Origin of the sequence: Lysobacter sp. 5GHs7-4 (genome assembly GCF_021284765.1) — a bacterium.
Taxonomy (GTDB): Bacteria; Pseudomonadota; Gammaproteobacteria; order Xanthomonadales; family Xanthomonadaceae; genus Lysobacter.
The window spans coordinates 966,309-980,962 of the sequence record NZ_CP089924.1; the positions used below are offsets into that span (position 1 = coordinate 966,309).

Genomic DNA, 14,654 nt, shown 5'->3' on the forward strand with positions numbered 1-14,654 from the left:
GAACGGCCTCGCGTGGGTCGACCAGTATGACGGTCCGTCATCGCACGGGCTGCGACGCGGCCGCGCGTGTCGTCAGCGCTGGCGCCGAAGTTCGGCCAGGCGCTGGCGCACGCCGGCGATCAGCGCGTCCAGCGATTCGTAGCGCGGCACGCCGTAGCGGTCGGCGGTGATGTCGACATTGCCCTTGCGCCAGTAGCCTTCCGGGCAGGCCAGCAAGACCTTGCCCGAGGGCGCATGCAGGCCCAGTTCCAGCAGGGTGATCGGGCTTTGCGAGGCCGGCGCGAAGTACATCAGGATCACGTCGGCGCGGTTGAGCGCGCTCAGTTCCCACTCGACCTGCTTGCGGAATTCCGGTTCCGTGGCGGAGGGCTTCCAGGCCGGATTCCAGTCGTCGCGGCGCGGGTTCAGCAGCACCACGCCCTCGTCGGCCAGCGCCTGCTCGACGCGCGCCTGCCAGTTCTCCGAGCCGCCCATGTCGATGCTGCCGGCCAGGAACACCTTGAGGCGGTCGTCGTCGGGCAGCGCCTGCGGCGACTTCACCACTATCGAAGCCGCGCGCGCGGCCGGTTCGGCGGCGAATGCGCCGGTGGCCGGGGCCAGCACGGACGAGAGCAGCACACAGCGCAGCAGCAAAGACCTCATCGCGACCTCGGAAAAACGGTGGGCGCGCCGATCGGGCGCGCCCTCAGTTTAGCCCAAGGCGCGGGAGCCGCCGTTCACTCCAGCACGCCGGTCAGCGCCGGCTTCCAGCACTTCTTGGCGATCGCTTCGAAGCCGCTGGCCACCGGGTGGATCTCGTTCTCCCATTGCGACGCGGTCTTGAGCGTGCCGCGCGAATCGACCAGGCGCATGTTGGCGTTCTGCGACACGAACGCGCGCAGGGCGCGCGCGAACTGATCGACCAGCCAGGTGGTGAGCACGCGCTGGCCCTTGGGGTCGGTCAGGCCGACGTTGTCCAGGAACGGCTTTACCCACGGGCCCATCGTGAACGGCCCCAGCTTGAACGGCTTGCCGCTGGGGAAGATGTAGTCGTAGGTGTGCACGTAGATGATGGTGTCGCGCGAGAGCAGGTCGCGCATCTGCACCACTTCCTTCATGTCCTTGATCGCGTAGCGCAGCGCGTGTTCGAAGGTTTCCAGCCGGATGTGGTCGAACACCTCCGGCGGGATCTCGCCCCAGGGGCCGGAGCCGATGGACTGCGGCTGCGCGGCGGTCTTGACGAACTCGCGCAGCTCTTCGCCGACGATGTCGTTGCCGCCGTTGGACAGCAGGATCGCGTCGAAGCCGAAGGTGCCGATCTCGCGCTGGATACGCGGCAGCGCTGCCTTCCACATCGCGCTGTCGCGCCCGGCCACGCCTTCGCGCAGGAACAGGGTCTTCTTGAACAGGCGCGCGATCTGCTTGTTGAGATCGGTCGGGTGCGGCACGTACTGGAACCAGGAATCGCCGAAACACAGCGCGCGCCTGGCGTGGGGATGCTGTTCTATCGCCGCCGGATACTTGCTCAGGACCAGATTGTTGTTGCCGATGTTCATGCTGCACTCCCTGTGCGGTGGTTCCTTCATGCTCCAACGCCGGCGGCATTGGCGGCCGGACAGCGTCGGCGGTGTCGTCGACGATATCTTCAGCGGGCGAGATTGGCGGCCAACTCGCCCAGCGTGCGCAGCGAGCGCTCGACCGGTTCGCTCCAGGGCTGGCCGCAGCTCAGGCGCAGGTGCCGGCCGTAGTCGCCGCGGCTGGAAAACAGATGGCCGGGCAGGGTGCCGATGCCGCGCGCCAACGCCGCCTCGAACAAGGCCTGGCCTTCGACCCGCGCCGGCAGTTCCAGCCACAGCGCCATGCCGCCGGCGGGCGCGCTCACGCAGGTGCCGGCCGGCCAGTGCAGCGCGATCGCTTCGCGGTAGCGCTGGGCGTTGATCGCCAGTTCGCGGCGCAGGCGGCGTAGGCCGCGGTCGAAATCGTGGCGTTCCATGTACTCCACGATGGTGAGTTGCGACAGCGTCGAGGTGGCGACGGTGGAAAAGCATTTCGCGCGCAGTAGGGCCGTGGCCCAGCGCCCGCCCAGCACCCAGCCCACGCGCAGGCCGGGCGCGAGGATCTTGGAGTACGAACCGCAGGTGATCACGCCGCCGGCCTCGTCGTGGCGGCGCAGCGGACTGGGGCGTTCGCCGGAGTAGGCCAGTTCGCCGTACAGGTCGTCCTCGATCAGCACCGTGCCGTGCGCGGCGCAGGCCGCGACGATGAGGCGCTTGTCGGCGTCGCCGGTGAGGCTGCCGACCGGGTTGTTGAAGTTGGGCACCAGCACCGCCGCGCGCACCGCATGGCGCTCCAGCAGTTCCGACAAGCGGCTGGGGTCGATGCCCTGGCCGGGACGGTTCGGGATTTCGATCACGCGCAGGCCCTGTTCGGCCACGGCCTGCAGCAATCCGTAATAGGTCGGAGTCTCCACCAGCACCACGTCGCCGGCGCGCGCGACCGTGCGCAGGGCCAGGCTGATCGCCTCCATCGCGCCGGCGGTGATCACGATCTCGTCGGGGTCCACGTCCACCCCGCATTGCGCGTAACGCTGCGCGATGCGCGAGCGCAGCGCCGCCAGGCCCTGCGGCACCGCGTAACTCAGCGCGGCCTGGGCCTTGTGGCGCATCACCCGCGACGCCGCGGCGGCGAGCGCGGCGGTCGGCAGCAGCGACGGCGCGGGCGTGGCCGCGTGCAGCGAGATCAGATCGCAGCGGCCCAGCACGTCGAGCACGCCGAGCAGGGCGGGATTGCGGATCGGTTGCGGCGTGCGCGCGTGACGGTGGGCGCTGGCGCGCGGCGCCGGCGCGGCCGCCGCGCGCACGTAGTAGCCCGAACGCGGGCGCGCCTCGATCAGGCCTTCGCGCTCCAACTGCAGGTAGGCTTCGACCGCCGTCGCCAGGCTGATGCGCTGGTCGCGGCCCAGACGGCGCAGCGACGGCAGCCGCTCGCCCGCGCGCAGGGCGCCGCGCTGGATCTGGCCGCGCAGGCGGTCGGCCAGGCGTTCGTAGAGCAGTTCGCTGGCCATGCGGCCTCCGGCGCGGTGCGGGCGCAGTCTGTACTGGTCGAAACTGAGTCTAACTGAATCTGTACCGGTCGCGCGCGCGGGCCTAGCCTGCGTCCATGAACCCGACTTCCACCGCCGCCGAATCGCGCAACGCGCTGATCCGCCTGTTCGTCGCCGAGATCCTGATCGGATCGGTCGGCGTGTTCGCCCACGAGAGCGGCCAGGACGCGATCACCACCGTGTTCTTCCGCTGCGTCTTCGGCAGCCTGTTCCTGATCGCCTGGGGCTTGGCGCGCGGGCACCTGCGCGGCCTGGGGCGCGAACCGGCGCTGATCCGCGCCGCGATCGTCAGCGGCGTGCTGCTGGTGCTGAACTGGGTCGCGCTGTTCGCCGGCATGGCGCGCTCGTCGATCGGCGTGGCGACCATGGTCTATCACTTCTTTCCCTTCGCGATGCTGGCGATGGCGGCGCTGTTCTTCGGCGAGCGCACGCGTCCGGCCGACTGGGCCTGGACCGCGCTGGCGTTCGTCGGCGTGGCGTGTTCGGCCGATCCGCTCAAGTTGTGGCGCAGCGCCGATGCCGGCTATCTGATCGGCGTCGGACTGACCTTCATGGCCGCGCTGCTGTGCGGGGCGTCGCTGATCCTGTCGCGCCGGATCAGCCGCGAGCGGCCGTTCGCGGTGGTGCTGATTCAATGCCTGGTCGGCGTGATCATGCTGGCGCCGTTCGCCGACCACGCCGCGGTCGCGCATGCCGGCCCGCATTGGTATTGGCTGGCGGGGCTGGGCCTGATCCACAGCGGCGTGTGTTACGTGCTGTTCTACTCGTCCTATCCGCATTTGCCGGTGGTGACGATCGCGGTGCTCGCGTTCGTCTATCCGGTGATCGCGTTGCTGTTGGACTATCTGATCTACGGCAGCACCTTGAGCGGCGTGCAAGGGCTGGGCGTGGCGCTGATCGTGCTGGGCACGCTGGGCGTGAACTTGAAGTGGCAGTGGCCGCGTCGCGCACGCGCGGCCGAGGCCTGAACTCGCAAGTTTGCCGGCGCGCGCGGCGCTATCGGTTCAAATCCGGATAGCGCCGTGCCACGCCGCTTCGACGTGATCGGCCACTTCCGGCCATTCGGCGCGCCGGTAGCCGCGAATACGCGACCATCCGGCCGCCAGATCATGCTGTATGTCCGACCATGCACGGCCAATATAGTGTTGGCGCGCTTCGATGCCGTAGGTGACGGCGAGCTCTCTATCCTCGCGCGACAAGGTCGCGCGGGACGATACGGCATCCAATGCCAAATCGTTCATGGCACCACCTCTCCTTGAGCGGGCCCCTGCCGGAACGACGATACGCTCCGTGGGTTAACTATCCGTTACCCGGCGGGCGCTGACGAGGGGGCGAATCGCGCACCCCGTCTCAAACTCGCCTTCGCCCCTGAATGCGATGCCGGATTTGCGACGGACGGCGGCCTTGCGACGCCGCGGCAAGCGTCCGCGGCCGGGCCGCGAAACGAAAAAACCGCCCCTTGCGAGGCGGTGCCCCAAGCTGCGGGGCCGACCTCATCCCTTGATGCAAACCACCTGCCGCAGCGTATGCAGCACCTCGACCAGATCGGTCTGCGCGGCCATGACCGCGTCGATCGACTTGTAGGCCGCGGGCGATTCGTCGATCACCGCCGCATCCTTGCGGCATTCGACATGGGCGGTGGCTTCGCGGTGTTGCTTGAGCGTGATGTTCTGGCGCGCCTGGGTGCGGCTCATCACGCGGCCGGCGCCGTGGCTGCAGCTGTGGAAGCTGTCCGCGTTGCCCTTGCCGCGCACGATGTAGCTGCGCGTGCCCATGCTGCCGGGGATGATGCCCAGCTCGCCCTCGCGCGCGCTGACCGCGCCCTTGCGGGTGACCAGCAGCGACTCGCCGTGGTGCTGCTCGCGCTGCACATAGTTGTGGTGGCAGTTGACCGCCATCTTCTCCAGCTGGAACTTCGGCAGGCGCTGCCGCAGCTCGTGCAGCACGCGCGCCATCATCGCCTCGCGGTTGTGGCGCGCGTAATCCTGCGCCCACGACACCGCCTCCACGTAGTCCTCGAACAGCGGCTCGCCTTCCAGAAAGAAGGCCAGATCCTTGTCGGGCAGGTGGAAACCGAGCACGCGCTTCTCCAGCTGGCGACGCGCCAGCTCGATGAAGTAGGTGCCGATCAGGTTGCCGGTGCCGCGCGAGCCCGAATGCAGCATCACCCACACCGCATCGGCCTCGTCCAGGCAGATCTCGATGAAGTGATTGCCACCGCCCAGCGTGCCCAACTGCTTGTCGACCTTGTCGTAGCGGATCTTGGGATGGCGGGCGCGCACCGCGTCCAGACGCGGCATCAGCCCCGATTGCGCGATCCGGGTGTCGATGCTGTCCGGCCGCTTGCGATGGTCGCCGCCGGGGCCGTTGCCGACCGGCACGCAGCGCTCGATCGACGAGCGCAGCAGAGCCAGGCTGTCGGGCAGGTCCTTGGCGCGCAGCGTGGTACGCACCGCGGCCATGCCGCAACCGATGTCGACGCCGACCGCGGCCGGCACGATCGCGCCGCGCGTGGGTACGACCGATCCCACGGTCGCGCCCTTGCCCAGGTGCACATCGGGCATCACCGCCACCCAGGGCCCGACGAAGGGCAGGGCGGCGATGTTGCGCAGCTGCGCGTGCGCCTGAGCGTCCAGCGGCACGCCTCGCACCCAAGCCTTGATGGGCGTGGTGTCGGGCGCATGCAGCCATTCGTATGAGTGATTCATGGGTTTCTCCTGAACGGCGGCGTCGCGATAGACGCGACGCCGCCGGGTTGCTTCCTGTGATGCTAGGTCCGTTCAGTGCAGGCGTTCGCCATCGCGATTGCTCAAGCCATGACGCTGCAGCTCGTGCCGGTTCAACTGGCGCTTGCTGCGCGCGTACACGCCGGCGCGGCCGTAGGGCCGGCAGGCATTGCAGCCGCGGTGGCCGCAGGGCTTTCCGGCCCAGCGCGCCGGTGCCTTGGCGATCACGTCGTAGGGCATCCGCAGCGTCGGCCCGCGCTTTCCGTACACCGGCGGTCCTGCCACGGGTCGCGGCAGTTCCGCCAGTTCGACCTCGTACCAGATGCCGTCGATGCGGTGCAGTTGGTGCGAGTCGTCCAGCGGCCGCCGATCCGGGAACGCCGGCTTGGCGCGTTCGGCGGCGCGTTGGCGTCGCAGTTCGCGTTTGGCTTCGACCGCGGCATGGTTGTCCAGCAGCAGACCGCTGTGCGGATCCACGTACAGCTTGGGCGCCCATGGCCCGTCCAGCGGCTGCAGGCCGCGCCAGCCGCGTTCGTAGTAGAGCGCGCCGTGCATCGCCACCGTCCGCACCACGACGAAATCGTCCAGGTGCTGGTGGATATGCTGCTGCACGGTGTTGCGGCGGTCGATGCCTGCGCAGATCTCCGAATACACGCGGTCCCAGAGGCGGCCGACCTGCGCGTGCAGGTAGCGTTCCAGGGGGCGCAGGTTTTCGTTGAGCCATTTGCGCGAGCGATGACGGATCTTGAGGCTTTCGCGTTGCGGTTGATCCTCCGGATCGAGGGGCGGCTGGCGTTCGGCGTTGTAGCTGCCGCCGCGCCGTGGCCGTTCCACGATCACTTTGTACATGTCCTTACGCATAAGGGTTTCCGTTGGAATGGATGCGATGGCCGCCCCCTCGGGGGCGGCGTTCTCGTTGGTTGATACGGCCGAGTCGTCATCCGGGATTCCACGGATCACGCCTTCAGCCGCTCTTGAGGCTGAGCACCTGCTTGAGCACGCCGTCCAGGCCGCCGAACACGGTGAGCTTGTCGATCTTCTCGGTGACCTTCTCCAGCGCCTCCAACTCCTTGAGGCGCATCAGCGTCGGGCTGTCCTCGATCAACTTGGCGGTGTTGAGCAGGCTGCGCGTGGCGTTGGCCTCCTCGCGACGGCGGATCACGTTGGCCTGGGCCGACTTTTCCGCCTGCACGACGCTGTTGAGGATTTCCTTCATCTCGCCCGGCAGGATCACGTCCTTGACGCCCACGCCCAGCACTTCCATGCCCAGCTCGCTCACCTGACCGCGCACGTAGCCGAAGATGTCGGCGTCCAGCGAAGCCTTGTCGCCCAGCAGTTCGTCCAAGGTCTTGGCCGAGACCGCCTTGCGCAGGCCGTACTGGAGCTCGCGGTACAGGTAGTCGTTGTACTTGGCGACCTTGCTGCGCGCGGCGACCGGGTCGGTCACGCGCATGCTGGCTGCCAGGTTCACGCGCAGCGATACCTTGTCGCGCGTGAGCAACTCCTGGCCCGACACTTCCACCGACTGCACGCGCAGCTCGACCAGCTCGACGGCGACGTTCTTCTGGAAGTTCCAGAAGGCGTAGCTGCCGGCGCCCAAGGTGCGCGCCAACTTGCCGTCGACGTAGAGCAGGCCGGCGGATTCGTTGGGCACGGTGATGGACAACGCGATGCGATCGAGCAAACCGATCTGGCGCAGACGCTGGCTGAGTTCGGAACGAATCTCCAGGCCCGGCGACAGGGTCGCGGCGACGATCTCGATCGCCACCAGGCCCTTCCAGTACAGCTTGCGGCTGCCCGGTGCGAGCAGGTCCTCGAGCTTGCCGTTCTTCATCACCAGGCCGACCTGGTCGACGCCGATGTCGGCCAGCACGAAGTGCTCGTCCAGGCGCGCGCCGAGCGCGGCCACCAGCACGTCGGTGTCCTTGCCCGAGTACTCCGGCTTGGCGATGTCGTGCAGCACGACTTCGACGCGGTCGCGCCAGCCGCTCACGCGGTGCACGCCCGGGCTCAGTACGCGCTCGAAGCGACGGTTGCGGTAGATCAGGGCGCGCTCGGCGTCGCCGACCACGACCCGCTGGGTCCAGAACATGATGGTTTCTCCTTGCTTGTTCTGCGGGTTCGATCCGGTCGTAGGGGACGGCGCGCGACCGGATCGTGTCGTCGCGCGCTGCATGCTTGCCGCGGTCGGACGACCGCAAGCGGAATGGGGTGGAAGCGCCCCCGACGGCGGCGTCGCGGAACCCGTGCGCGCCTGGCGCGGCATCCGTGGCGGGGTCGTTCGCGACCGTGTTGCATCGCGTTCGACCGATCGCCGCGGGCCGTCGCCTCGCGGGCGCGGGTCCGGCGTCGTCGCCGCTGCGGCGTTGCGTACTCCGCCGCGCCGTGGCGCGGTTTCGTTGGCAACGCCGCAAGGGGCGTTTCCGGGTGGGGACTCGCGTCCCCGGCATCACCGACTGCGTGACAGGCAGTTTTTGGAGCGGGAATCGAACCCGCGACACTCGGAACCAAAATCCGATGCTCTAACCGACTGAGCTATCCATGGCACGACGTACCGGGCTCGAACCGGCGACCTGCGAACCTATGTCCGCCGCTCTTGCCGCTGAGCTAACGCCGTCGTTTTAGAAACACCGTCTCGGGCTCCGCGGCATACGCCACGGCAGGGCCGCGCGCACCGGACGGGATGCGAACCCGTGCCGCTGCGGAACCTTCGTCCGATGTTTCGCATTGGCGTCTGTCGCCAGACGCCAATTCGTGCGGGCGCAAGCGCCCTATGCGTTGCGGTCGCCCGCCGCACCGCCCGTGCCGAAGCATCCGGACACAGCGCCTCGCGGCGCCTCGACGGCATCGCCCCTGCGGCGCGCATGCGCGCGGATGCTTCGGGGCCGGCTGGAAACCGCTGAATTCAAGGGAAAAACATCAGTGCAACGATCCTTCGCGTACGCCGAAAACAAAACGCCCCCGGGTGTCGAGTCCGAGGGCGTTCGCGTTCCTCGGAAGGTCGGGGTCACCGACCTTCCGCGTAGGCAAGGTCAGTGTGGAGTGCGCAGCAGCGCTTCGATGCAGCGGCCGATGTCGTCCGACGCGCGCACGCTCATACCGTGGCGCTGGGGCCGCGGCTGCTGCGTTTTGGCGATGTCGTTGAAGACGTTCATGGCGGAAGATCGGATTCGGTGTGTGGCCGCGCTGGGCCGAGGTGGCGCACATTACGCTCGTAAAAAAATAGTTGCAAGACCGTTCGTCGCCTCACGAACGGTCTGTGCGAATCGCGTGTCGCTATCACGTCGCGCGATGCAACGCGGCGATCATCGCATCGGTGTCCACGACCTCGGCGAACTCGGCGCGCAGCGTCGCCAGATGCGCGCGTGCGATGTCGTCGGCGACGATGGTGCGTCCGTGTTCGTCGTGCAGATCGAAACAGGCGCAGGCGTCGGCGACGACGATGGTGCGGTAACCCAGATTGGCGGCGACGCGCGCGGTGGTCGACACGCACATGTCGGTGCTGATGCCGAACAGCGCCACGCTGTCGACACCGAGCCGGCGCAGGCGCAGGTCGAGGTCGGTGCCGATGAACGCGGCATTGACCGACTTGCTCACCAGCGCTTCGCCGGGCAGCGGATCGAAGCCGGCGCGAAACGCGTTGCCGGGATGCGTGGGGTGCAGCGACGAGCCTTCGATCACCGAGTCGTGGCGCACGTGGATCAACGGCAGCCCGCGCGCGCGCCAGGCGGCGAGCAGGCGTTGACCGTGGACCTCCATGGCCGGATTGTTGCGCGGCCCCCACGGCGGATAGTCGAAGCCCTGCTGGACGTCGATGGGGATCAGGGCGGTGCGCCGCGGATCGAAGGCGGGAAGCGCAGGGGAGTCGGACATGCGGCGGCACCGTGAGGGAGAGGCCGTCACTGTGCGCACTCGCCTGCGCCGGTCTCAACCCGGCAAAATGCCGGTCGCACCGACGCAACGACGGATCCGAACATGAAGACGCTGGACGCCATCGATCGCCAGTTGATCGCCCTGCTGCAGGACAACGCGCGCTTGTCCACGGTGGCGCTGGCCAAGGCGGTGGGGCTGTCGCGCAGCACCGTGCAGGAGCGCTTGCAGCGGCTGGAGGCGGGCGGGACGATCGCGCAGTACACCGTGCGCCTGGGCCAGGGCGGCGATCCGCTGCAGGCCTGGCTGCTGGTGCGTTACGCCGACGGCTTCAGCTGCGACGACGTGATGCCGGCGCTGGCGCCGCTGCCGCAGCTGCGGTGTTGCCACAGCGTGGCCGGCGAGATCGATCTGATGGTGTTGGTGCAGGTGCGGTCGCCGGGCGAGCTGGCCGACCTGCGCGAGACGGTGATGGCGATGAAAGGCGTGGACGCGGTGACCACGGTGCCGGTGCTGCGCACGCTGCTGGACCGCATGGGCGCCTGAGCCGGAACGCCGGCGAGCCCGCGGGTGCGGGCTCGCCGGTGCGCTTTCACGAAAGACGGCGAGACAGCGCGTAGTAGCCCAGGTTGCCCAGACCAGTCGCGGCGAGCAGCACGGCGATCACGCCCGGGGTCACGTCGCGCCAGCCGAAGGCTTCGATCAGGGCGAAGGCGACGGCCAGGGCCAGCGCCAGCAGGCCCCAGCGCAGCGAGGCATGGCGGCGGCGCTGGTCCTCGCCCTGCACCAGCGAGCGCAGCAGTTCTTCCGAGCCGCTGCCCTGCTGGACCAGCTTGCTGCGGAAACGGGCGTCGACGACGAGCTTGATGGCGTACGTGACGCAGACGAACAGGGTGATCGGAATGAGGATGTCGAAATCCATGGCACGTTCTCGGGATTGGGGTCTCGGGGCAATGGATACGGCCGCCGTCGCAACGGTTGCAGGCGTCAGCATGGCCGGCGCGCGCCCCGGGGTCCAGTCGGGCGGATCGGGCCCCGGCGCGGAATTTTTCGTCCGGCCTTGCAACCATCCGTGCCCAGGGCGTATCCACTGCCCTAGATGAGCGCCCCGCCCCCTCCCGCCAATGACGATCGCGCGCTCGTGGACGCCGTGCTGGCGCGCGCGCCGGGCGCGTTCGAGCGCTTGGTAAAGGAGTACCAGGGCCTGTGCTGGCACATCATCCAGCGCATGGTGCGTCAGCCCGAGGACACCCGCGAGCTCTGCCAGGAGGCGTTCCTGCGCGTGCACCAGTGCCTGCACCAGTACCGCTACGAAAGCGCGCTCAAGTCCTGGGTCGGCCAGGTCGCCTATTCGGTGGCCAAGCGCCATCTGGAACGCAAGCGGATCCCGATCGTGGAGGTGTCCGACGACGAGGACGCGCTGTCGCCGCTGGATCAGGTCAGCGACGGCTTCGACCTGGAAGCGGCCTGCGCCGATGCCGAGGTCGCCGCCGCCCTGCACGCGCAGATCGAGGCGCTGGCGCCGCTGCAGCGGACCCTGCTGACCCTGTATCACTTGGACGAGGTGCCGATCGTCGAGATCGCGCGCATCACCGGCCTGGCCGAGGGTACGATCAAGAGCCATCTGTTCCGGACCCGGGCCTTGCTGCGCGAGCGCCTGCAGTCCAGCATGGGAGTCACCGCATGAACATGTCGCATGTACCGCCGCCGCCCGACGACCGCCCGCAGCGCGAAGCGCAGGAATGGCAGGCGCAGGAGCGCGCATTGCGCGAGGAGCGCGCCGGCCTGCCGATGGATGCCGGCGATGCGCGCGTGGCCCAGTATCGCCTGCTGGTGCGCGCGCTGCGCGCGCCGGCGATGGAGCCGCTGCCGGCGGATTTCGCCGCCCAGGTGGTGCGCCGGGTCGAAGCCGACGCCGCGCTCGGCGACCGTCTCGAACGCTGGCTGCTCAACGGCTTGATCCTGGGCTTGGCCGCGCTTGCGCTGTACGTGGTCGCCAACTACGGCGGCACCTGGTGGGACGCGATCGCCTCGCCGGTGGCGCAGGCGCCGTCCGGCCTCGGCCATTGGCTGCCGGTGCTGGGCCTGTGCGCGGGCGCGACCTGGGCCTGGGACCGCCTGTCCGGGCTGGGCCACGGCGACGCGGGCGGCCGCCGCGCCTAGCCGCGCTCGATCCGCCGATAGCGACGGAACGCCGGACGCTTCGCGATCCGGGCCAGATACGCCGTGAACGCGGCCCGTTCGGGCAGCGTGCCCAGCACGTGCAGCGCGCGATGCAGCGCATGCGCCCACAGCGCATCGGCGGCGCTGTAGCGCCCGCCGGCCGCATAGGCCTGAACGCTCAGGCAGCGTTCCAGATACGCCAGCATGTCCCGATGGACGCCGCAGGGCCCGGCCTGCGGCGCGTACGCCCAGGCCTGCGCCTGGGCGCTCATGCATGGGTCCATCACCGCGTCGGCATACGCCAGCGCGCTCAGGTACGGGCCGCGCGCGGGGTCGTCCAGCGCCGGCGCCAGGCCCGCCTGCGGAAAGGCATCGGCCAGGTAGGCGCAGATCGCCGCGCGCTCTGTCACCACCACGCCATCGTGCACGATCGCCGGCACCTGCTTGTGCGGATGGATCGCGCGATAGCTGTCGGGCGCGCCGCCGTCGGCGTGGATGTCGACGTTGAGGACGTCGTAGGCGACGCCCAGTTCCTCCAACAGATAGAGGATGCTGGAAGAGCGCGATCGCGGAGCATGGTAGAAGGTCAGCATGGTCGGCCTGGAACGCAGCGCGGGGTCGGGCGGGCCGCCTCGGCGGGCCCGCCGTCGTGACCTTGTAGGGCAGGCGGCCGACAGGTTCTGTCAGTAGTGGAAAATCGCTCCGCCGTGTCACCCAGGTAACAGCCTTTCAGTGAGCGCCTCACCAGACTCGCCTGTGTGTACTCAACACAGGAGGTGTTGGTGATGGAAAAGCCGGGCGAGGGATCGCAGGGGTTGGGCGGTGCCGACGAAATGTTCGTAAGGGCTTGGCGGACGACCAAGCCCGAGCTCGACCGGCGCGCGCGCCGGCTCTCCGACGGTCATCGCGACCGCGCCGACGATCTGCTCGCCAATACCGCGATCAAGGCCTTGTTGTTCATGCGCCGCTCGCCCGATGCGATGAGCGATCCCGAGGGATTCCTGTTCGTGGTCCTGCGCCACGTGTTCCTGGACAGCGTGCGCCGCAACGGTCGCGACGGCGAAGTGTTCGATCGCGGCGTCGACATCGAGGCCGAGGGCGTCGCCCAAGGCCTGGACCTGTCCGCGCTGCAGCGCATGGAACTGGAAGAGCAGCTGGGGCGGGTGATCACCGCGGTGGCTTCGCTCAGCCGCGACCAGAAGCGCTTGTTCGTCTACCGCTTCATCGACGACCTGCCGTATCCGGCGATCGCCGAACGCCTGGCGATCAATCAGCCGCTGGCGCGCAAGCGCGTGCAGCTGCTGCGCGAACGCATCCGGGTCGCGGTCGACCGCGACTGAGTGGGCCGGCGTTCACAGAACCGGACCCGGCGCGTTTAACCCATAGCTATCGCATCAAACGCCGCACGCCGACGCCGCCTCCGCGCCGTCGTGCGGTTGCAGGACGCCGCGCGTGCCGGGTTCCGGGCACGCGCGGCGGAACGCCCCCGGCGCGGCGCCGGTCGGGGAACTCCATTCAAAACGCGACTCCCAAGGACAGGTCCATGGCCGACACCACGCCCGTGAATTCGCAGATTACCGATGCCGTCACCCAGACCAACGTCAAGGTCGTGGCCGAGGCTCCCGCGCAGGCCATCGCCGCGCTCTACCAGGTCGCCAGCCATTCCGCCGGCCTGTCTTTGCAGAACGCCGTGCACAGCCAACAGGTGCTCAACCAGATATCGACCGCGGTGGTGTCCAAGGCGGTCGGTCTGATCATGGCCATAGGCGAGAAGTCGTCGTGACGGTGCCGGCAACAACGGATGTCGATTAGGGAGTAGCGCGTCATGCCATTCTGGCCCAGGAACACACCCACCATGCCGGACCTGCTCGCGAGGACGCCCGCTGCACCGCCCGCGCCGGCTGCGTCCACGCCGCCCGCAGCCACGACGACAGCGGCCACGACGACAGCGGCCAGCGCCGCGGATCCTGCCGCGGCCGCGCCGCCGGTCGGCGCCATCACGCCGGCCGCCGAGACGCCGGCTTCGACGCCCGCCGACGCTGCCGCCGATCCCGCATCGGGCACCGGCACGACCGGCACCGGTACCACCGGCTCTGGTACCACTGGCTCCGGCGCCGGCGATTCTGGCCCAAGCGGCTCGGGCACCAGCGGTTCCGATCCCAGCGGTTCGGGTACCAGTGGTTCCGGTACGACGGGCAGCGGAACCACCGGCAGCGGTACGGGCGGCAGCGGCAATGGCGCCGATCCGCCGGCGCCGCCCGCACCGCCGACGCCACCCACGCCACCGAGCCCGCCACCGCCCAGCGTGCTGGCGACGATGAGCACGCAGATGTTGGCCAAGGCCGGCGCGCCCACGCCGCCGACCGATGCGCTCAACCAGAAGATCGTGCAAGCGGTGCAGCTGAGCAACGCCGAGACCGCCCAGTACGCGCCGTCGCAGATCGCGACCGCGCCGAACATGATGATCACCCAGGCCGCCGGTCTGGTCGCGCAGTCGGCCGCCGCCTACTTCGACGGCGTCAGCAAACTCGCGCTGGCCAGCCAGGGCATCCTGCTCAAGGAAATGACCCAGAACCTGGTCGAGAACCAGCTGGAAAAGGCCGCCGAGGACGCGCTCGGCGTGCTCGCCACCGACATCCTGATGGGCGCCGCCGCGGCGGTCGCCGCGGCCGCCGGCGCGATGGAAGCCGAGGCCGCGAGCTTCGCCATCGACCGAATCGACCAGAGCATCTCCAAGTACGCCAGCGTGCTGCAGAACCACAAGAGCGCGTCGTCCTGACGCAGGTATCACCGTGAGAGCGCGTCGCCGCGAC

18 protein-coding genes and 2 tRNA genes are annotated in these 14,654 nt (G+C 68.9%); 7 read left to right on the plus strand and 13 right to left on the minus strand.

The window, feature by feature from the left end:
- Positions 1-72: 72 nt before the first annotated feature.
- The 3 genes from LVB77_RS04075 to LVB77_RS04085 form a co-directional block, all read right to left on the minus strand.
- Entirely contained in the window at positions 73-642 is a 570-nt protein-coding gene (locus LVB77_RS04075) for a nucleoside 2-deoxyribosyltransferase domain-containing protein (RefSeq protein ID WP_232908940.1), read from the minus strand.
- Between the two features lie 74 nt (positions 643-716).
- The gene (locus LVB77_RS04080) at positions 717-1,535 is read right to left on the minus strand and encodes a hypothetical protein (protein ID WP_232908941.1); all 819 of its coding nucleotides are present in this window, start codon (positions 1,533-1,535) and stop codon (positions 717-719) included.
- A gap of 89 nt (positions 1,536-1,624) precedes the next feature.
- The gene (locus LVB77_RS04085) at positions 1,625-3,043 is read right to left on the minus strand and encodes a PLP-dependent aminotransferase family protein (protein ID WP_232908942.1); all 1,419 of its coding nucleotides are present in this window, start codon (positions 3,041-3,043) and stop codon (positions 1,625-1,627) included.
- 95 nt (positions 3,044-3,138) lie between these two features.
- Between LVB77_RS04085 and LVB77_RS04090 the strand changes: the two genes are divergently transcribed.
- Positions 3,139-4,050 carry a DMT family transporter gene (locus LVB77_RS04090; RefSeq protein WP_232908943.1) on the plus strand — a complete coding sequence of 304 codons (912 nt, stop codon included), beginning with the start codon at positions 3,139-3,141 and terminating at the stop codon, positions 4,048-4,050.
- Positions 4,051-4,086: 36 nt separating this feature from the next.
- On the opposite strand, the gene LVB77_RS04095 is transcribed toward LVB77_RS04090, so the two are convergent.
- The 8 genes from LVB77_RS04095 to LVB77_RS04125 form a co-directional block, all read right to left on the minus strand.
- The gene (locus tag LVB77_RS04095) at positions 4,087-4,323 is read right to left on the minus strand and encodes a hypothetical protein (protein WP_232908944.1); all 237 of its coding nucleotides are present in this window, start codon (positions 4,321-4,323) and stop codon (positions 4,087-4,089) included.
- Between the two features lie 252 nt (positions 4,324-4,575).
- The gene (locus LVB77_RS04100) at positions 4,576-5,790 is read right to left on the minus strand and encodes an RtcB family protein (protein WP_232908945.1); all 1,215 of its coding nucleotides are present in this window, start codon (positions 5,788-5,790) and stop codon (positions 4,576-4,578) included.
- Positions 5,791-5,862: 72 nt separating this feature from the next.
- Entirely contained in the window at positions 5,863-6,669 is an 807-nt protein-coding gene (locus LVB77_RS04105; RefSeq protein ID WP_232908946.1) for a hypothetical protein, read from the minus strand.
- A 103-nt stretch (positions 6,670-6,772) separates the two neighbouring features.
- Positions 6,773-7,900 carry a slipin family protein gene (locus LVB77_RS04110; protein ID WP_232908947.1) on the minus strand — a complete coding sequence of 376 codons (1,128 nt, stop codon included), beginning with the start codon at positions 7,898-7,900 and terminating at the stop codon, positions 6,773-6,775.
- Positions 7,901-8,283: 383 nt separating this feature from the next.
- Positions 8,284-8,349: transfer RNA gene (locus tag LVB77_RS04115), tRNA-Gln, on the minus strand.
- 1 nt (position 8,350) lies between these two features.
- Positions 8,351-8,425: transfer RNA gene (locus tag LVB77_RS04120), tRNA-Tyr, on the minus strand.
- A gap of 415 nt (positions 8,426-8,840) precedes the next feature.
- The gene (locus LVB77_RS21245; protein WP_255700564.1) at positions 8,841-8,963 is read right to left on the minus strand and encodes a hypothetical protein; all 123 of its coding nucleotides are present in this window, start codon (positions 8,961-8,963) and stop codon (positions 8,841-8,843) included.
- A 124-nt stretch (positions 8,964-9,087) separates the two neighbouring features.
- Positions 9,088-9,681 (minus strand): cysteine hydrolase family protein, encoded by a 594-nt coding sequence (locus LVB77_RS04125; RefSeq protein WP_232908948.1) that lies wholly within the window; start codon positions 9,679-9,681, stop codon positions 9,088-9,090.
- A 102-nt stretch (positions 9,682-9,783) separates the two neighbouring features.
- On the opposite strand from LVB77_RS04125, the gene LVB77_RS04130 reads away from it, so the two are divergent.
- Positions 9,784-10,224 carry an Lrp/AsnC family transcriptional regulator gene (locus tag LVB77_RS04130; protein WP_232908949.1) on the plus strand — a complete coding sequence of 147 codons (441 nt, stop codon included), beginning with the start codon at positions 9,784-9,786 and terminating at the stop codon, positions 10,222-10,224.
- Between the two features lie 46 nt (positions 10,225-10,270).
- On the opposite strand, the gene LVB77_RS04135 is transcribed toward LVB77_RS04130, so the two are convergent.
- Positions 10,271-10,600: a hypothetical protein gene (locus LVB77_RS04135; RefSeq protein WP_232908950.1), complete on the minus strand. Its 330-nt coding sequence runs from the start codon at positions 10,598-10,600 to the stop codon at positions 10,271-10,273.
- A 219-nt stretch (positions 10,601-10,819) separates the two neighbouring features.
- On the opposite strand from LVB77_RS04135, the gene LVB77_RS04140 reads away from it, so the two are divergent.
- Entirely contained in the window at positions 10,820-11,365 is a 546-nt protein-coding gene (locus LVB77_RS04140; RefSeq protein ID WP_232908951.1) for a sigma-70 family RNA polymerase sigma factor, read from the plus strand.
- Positions 11,362-11,841 (plus strand): hypothetical protein, encoded by a 480-nt coding sequence (locus LVB77_RS04145; protein ID WP_232908952.1) that lies wholly within the window; start codon positions 11,362-11,364, stop codon positions 11,839-11,841. Before LVB77_RS04140 ends, LVB77_RS04145 begins: the two co-directional genes overlap by 4 nt.
- On the opposite strand, the gene LVB77_RS04150 is transcribed toward LVB77_RS04145, so the two are convergent.
- On the minus strand, positions 11,838-12,434 hold the full coding sequence (locus LVB77_RS04150; protein WP_232908953.1) for a glutathione S-transferase family protein: 597 nt from the start codon (positions 12,432-12,434) through the stop codon (positions 11,838-11,840). The two genes, LVB77_RS04145 and LVB77_RS04150, sit on opposite strands and share 4 nt — an antisense overlap.
- Before the next feature lie 192 nt (positions 12,435-12,626).
- Here LVB77_RS04150 and LVB77_RS04155 point away from each other — a divergent pair, with 192 nt between their 5' ends.
- The 3 genes from LVB77_RS04155 to LVB77_RS04165 all read left to right on the plus strand — a co-directional run bounded on the left by LVB77_RS04155 (position 12,627) and on the right by LVB77_RS04165 (position 14,620).
- Positions 12,627-13,181 (plus strand): RNA polymerase sigma factor, encoded by a 555-nt coding sequence (locus LVB77_RS04155; protein WP_232908954.1) that lies wholly within the window; start codon positions 12,627-12,629, stop codon positions 13,179-13,181.
- A 203-nt stretch (positions 13,182-13,384) separates the two neighbouring features.
- Positions 13,385-13,624: a RebB family R body protein gene (locus LVB77_RS04160; protein WP_055904532.1), complete on the plus strand. Its 240-nt coding sequence runs from the start codon at positions 13,385-13,387 to the stop codon at positions 13,622-13,624.
- A gap of 534 nt (positions 13,625-14,158) precedes the next feature.
- On the plus strand, positions 14,159-14,620 hold the full coding sequence (locus LVB77_RS04165) for a hypothetical protein (protein WP_232908955.1): 462 nt from the start codon (positions 14,159-14,161) through the stop codon (positions 14,618-14,620).
- Positions 14,621-14,654 lie beyond the last annotated feature (34 nt).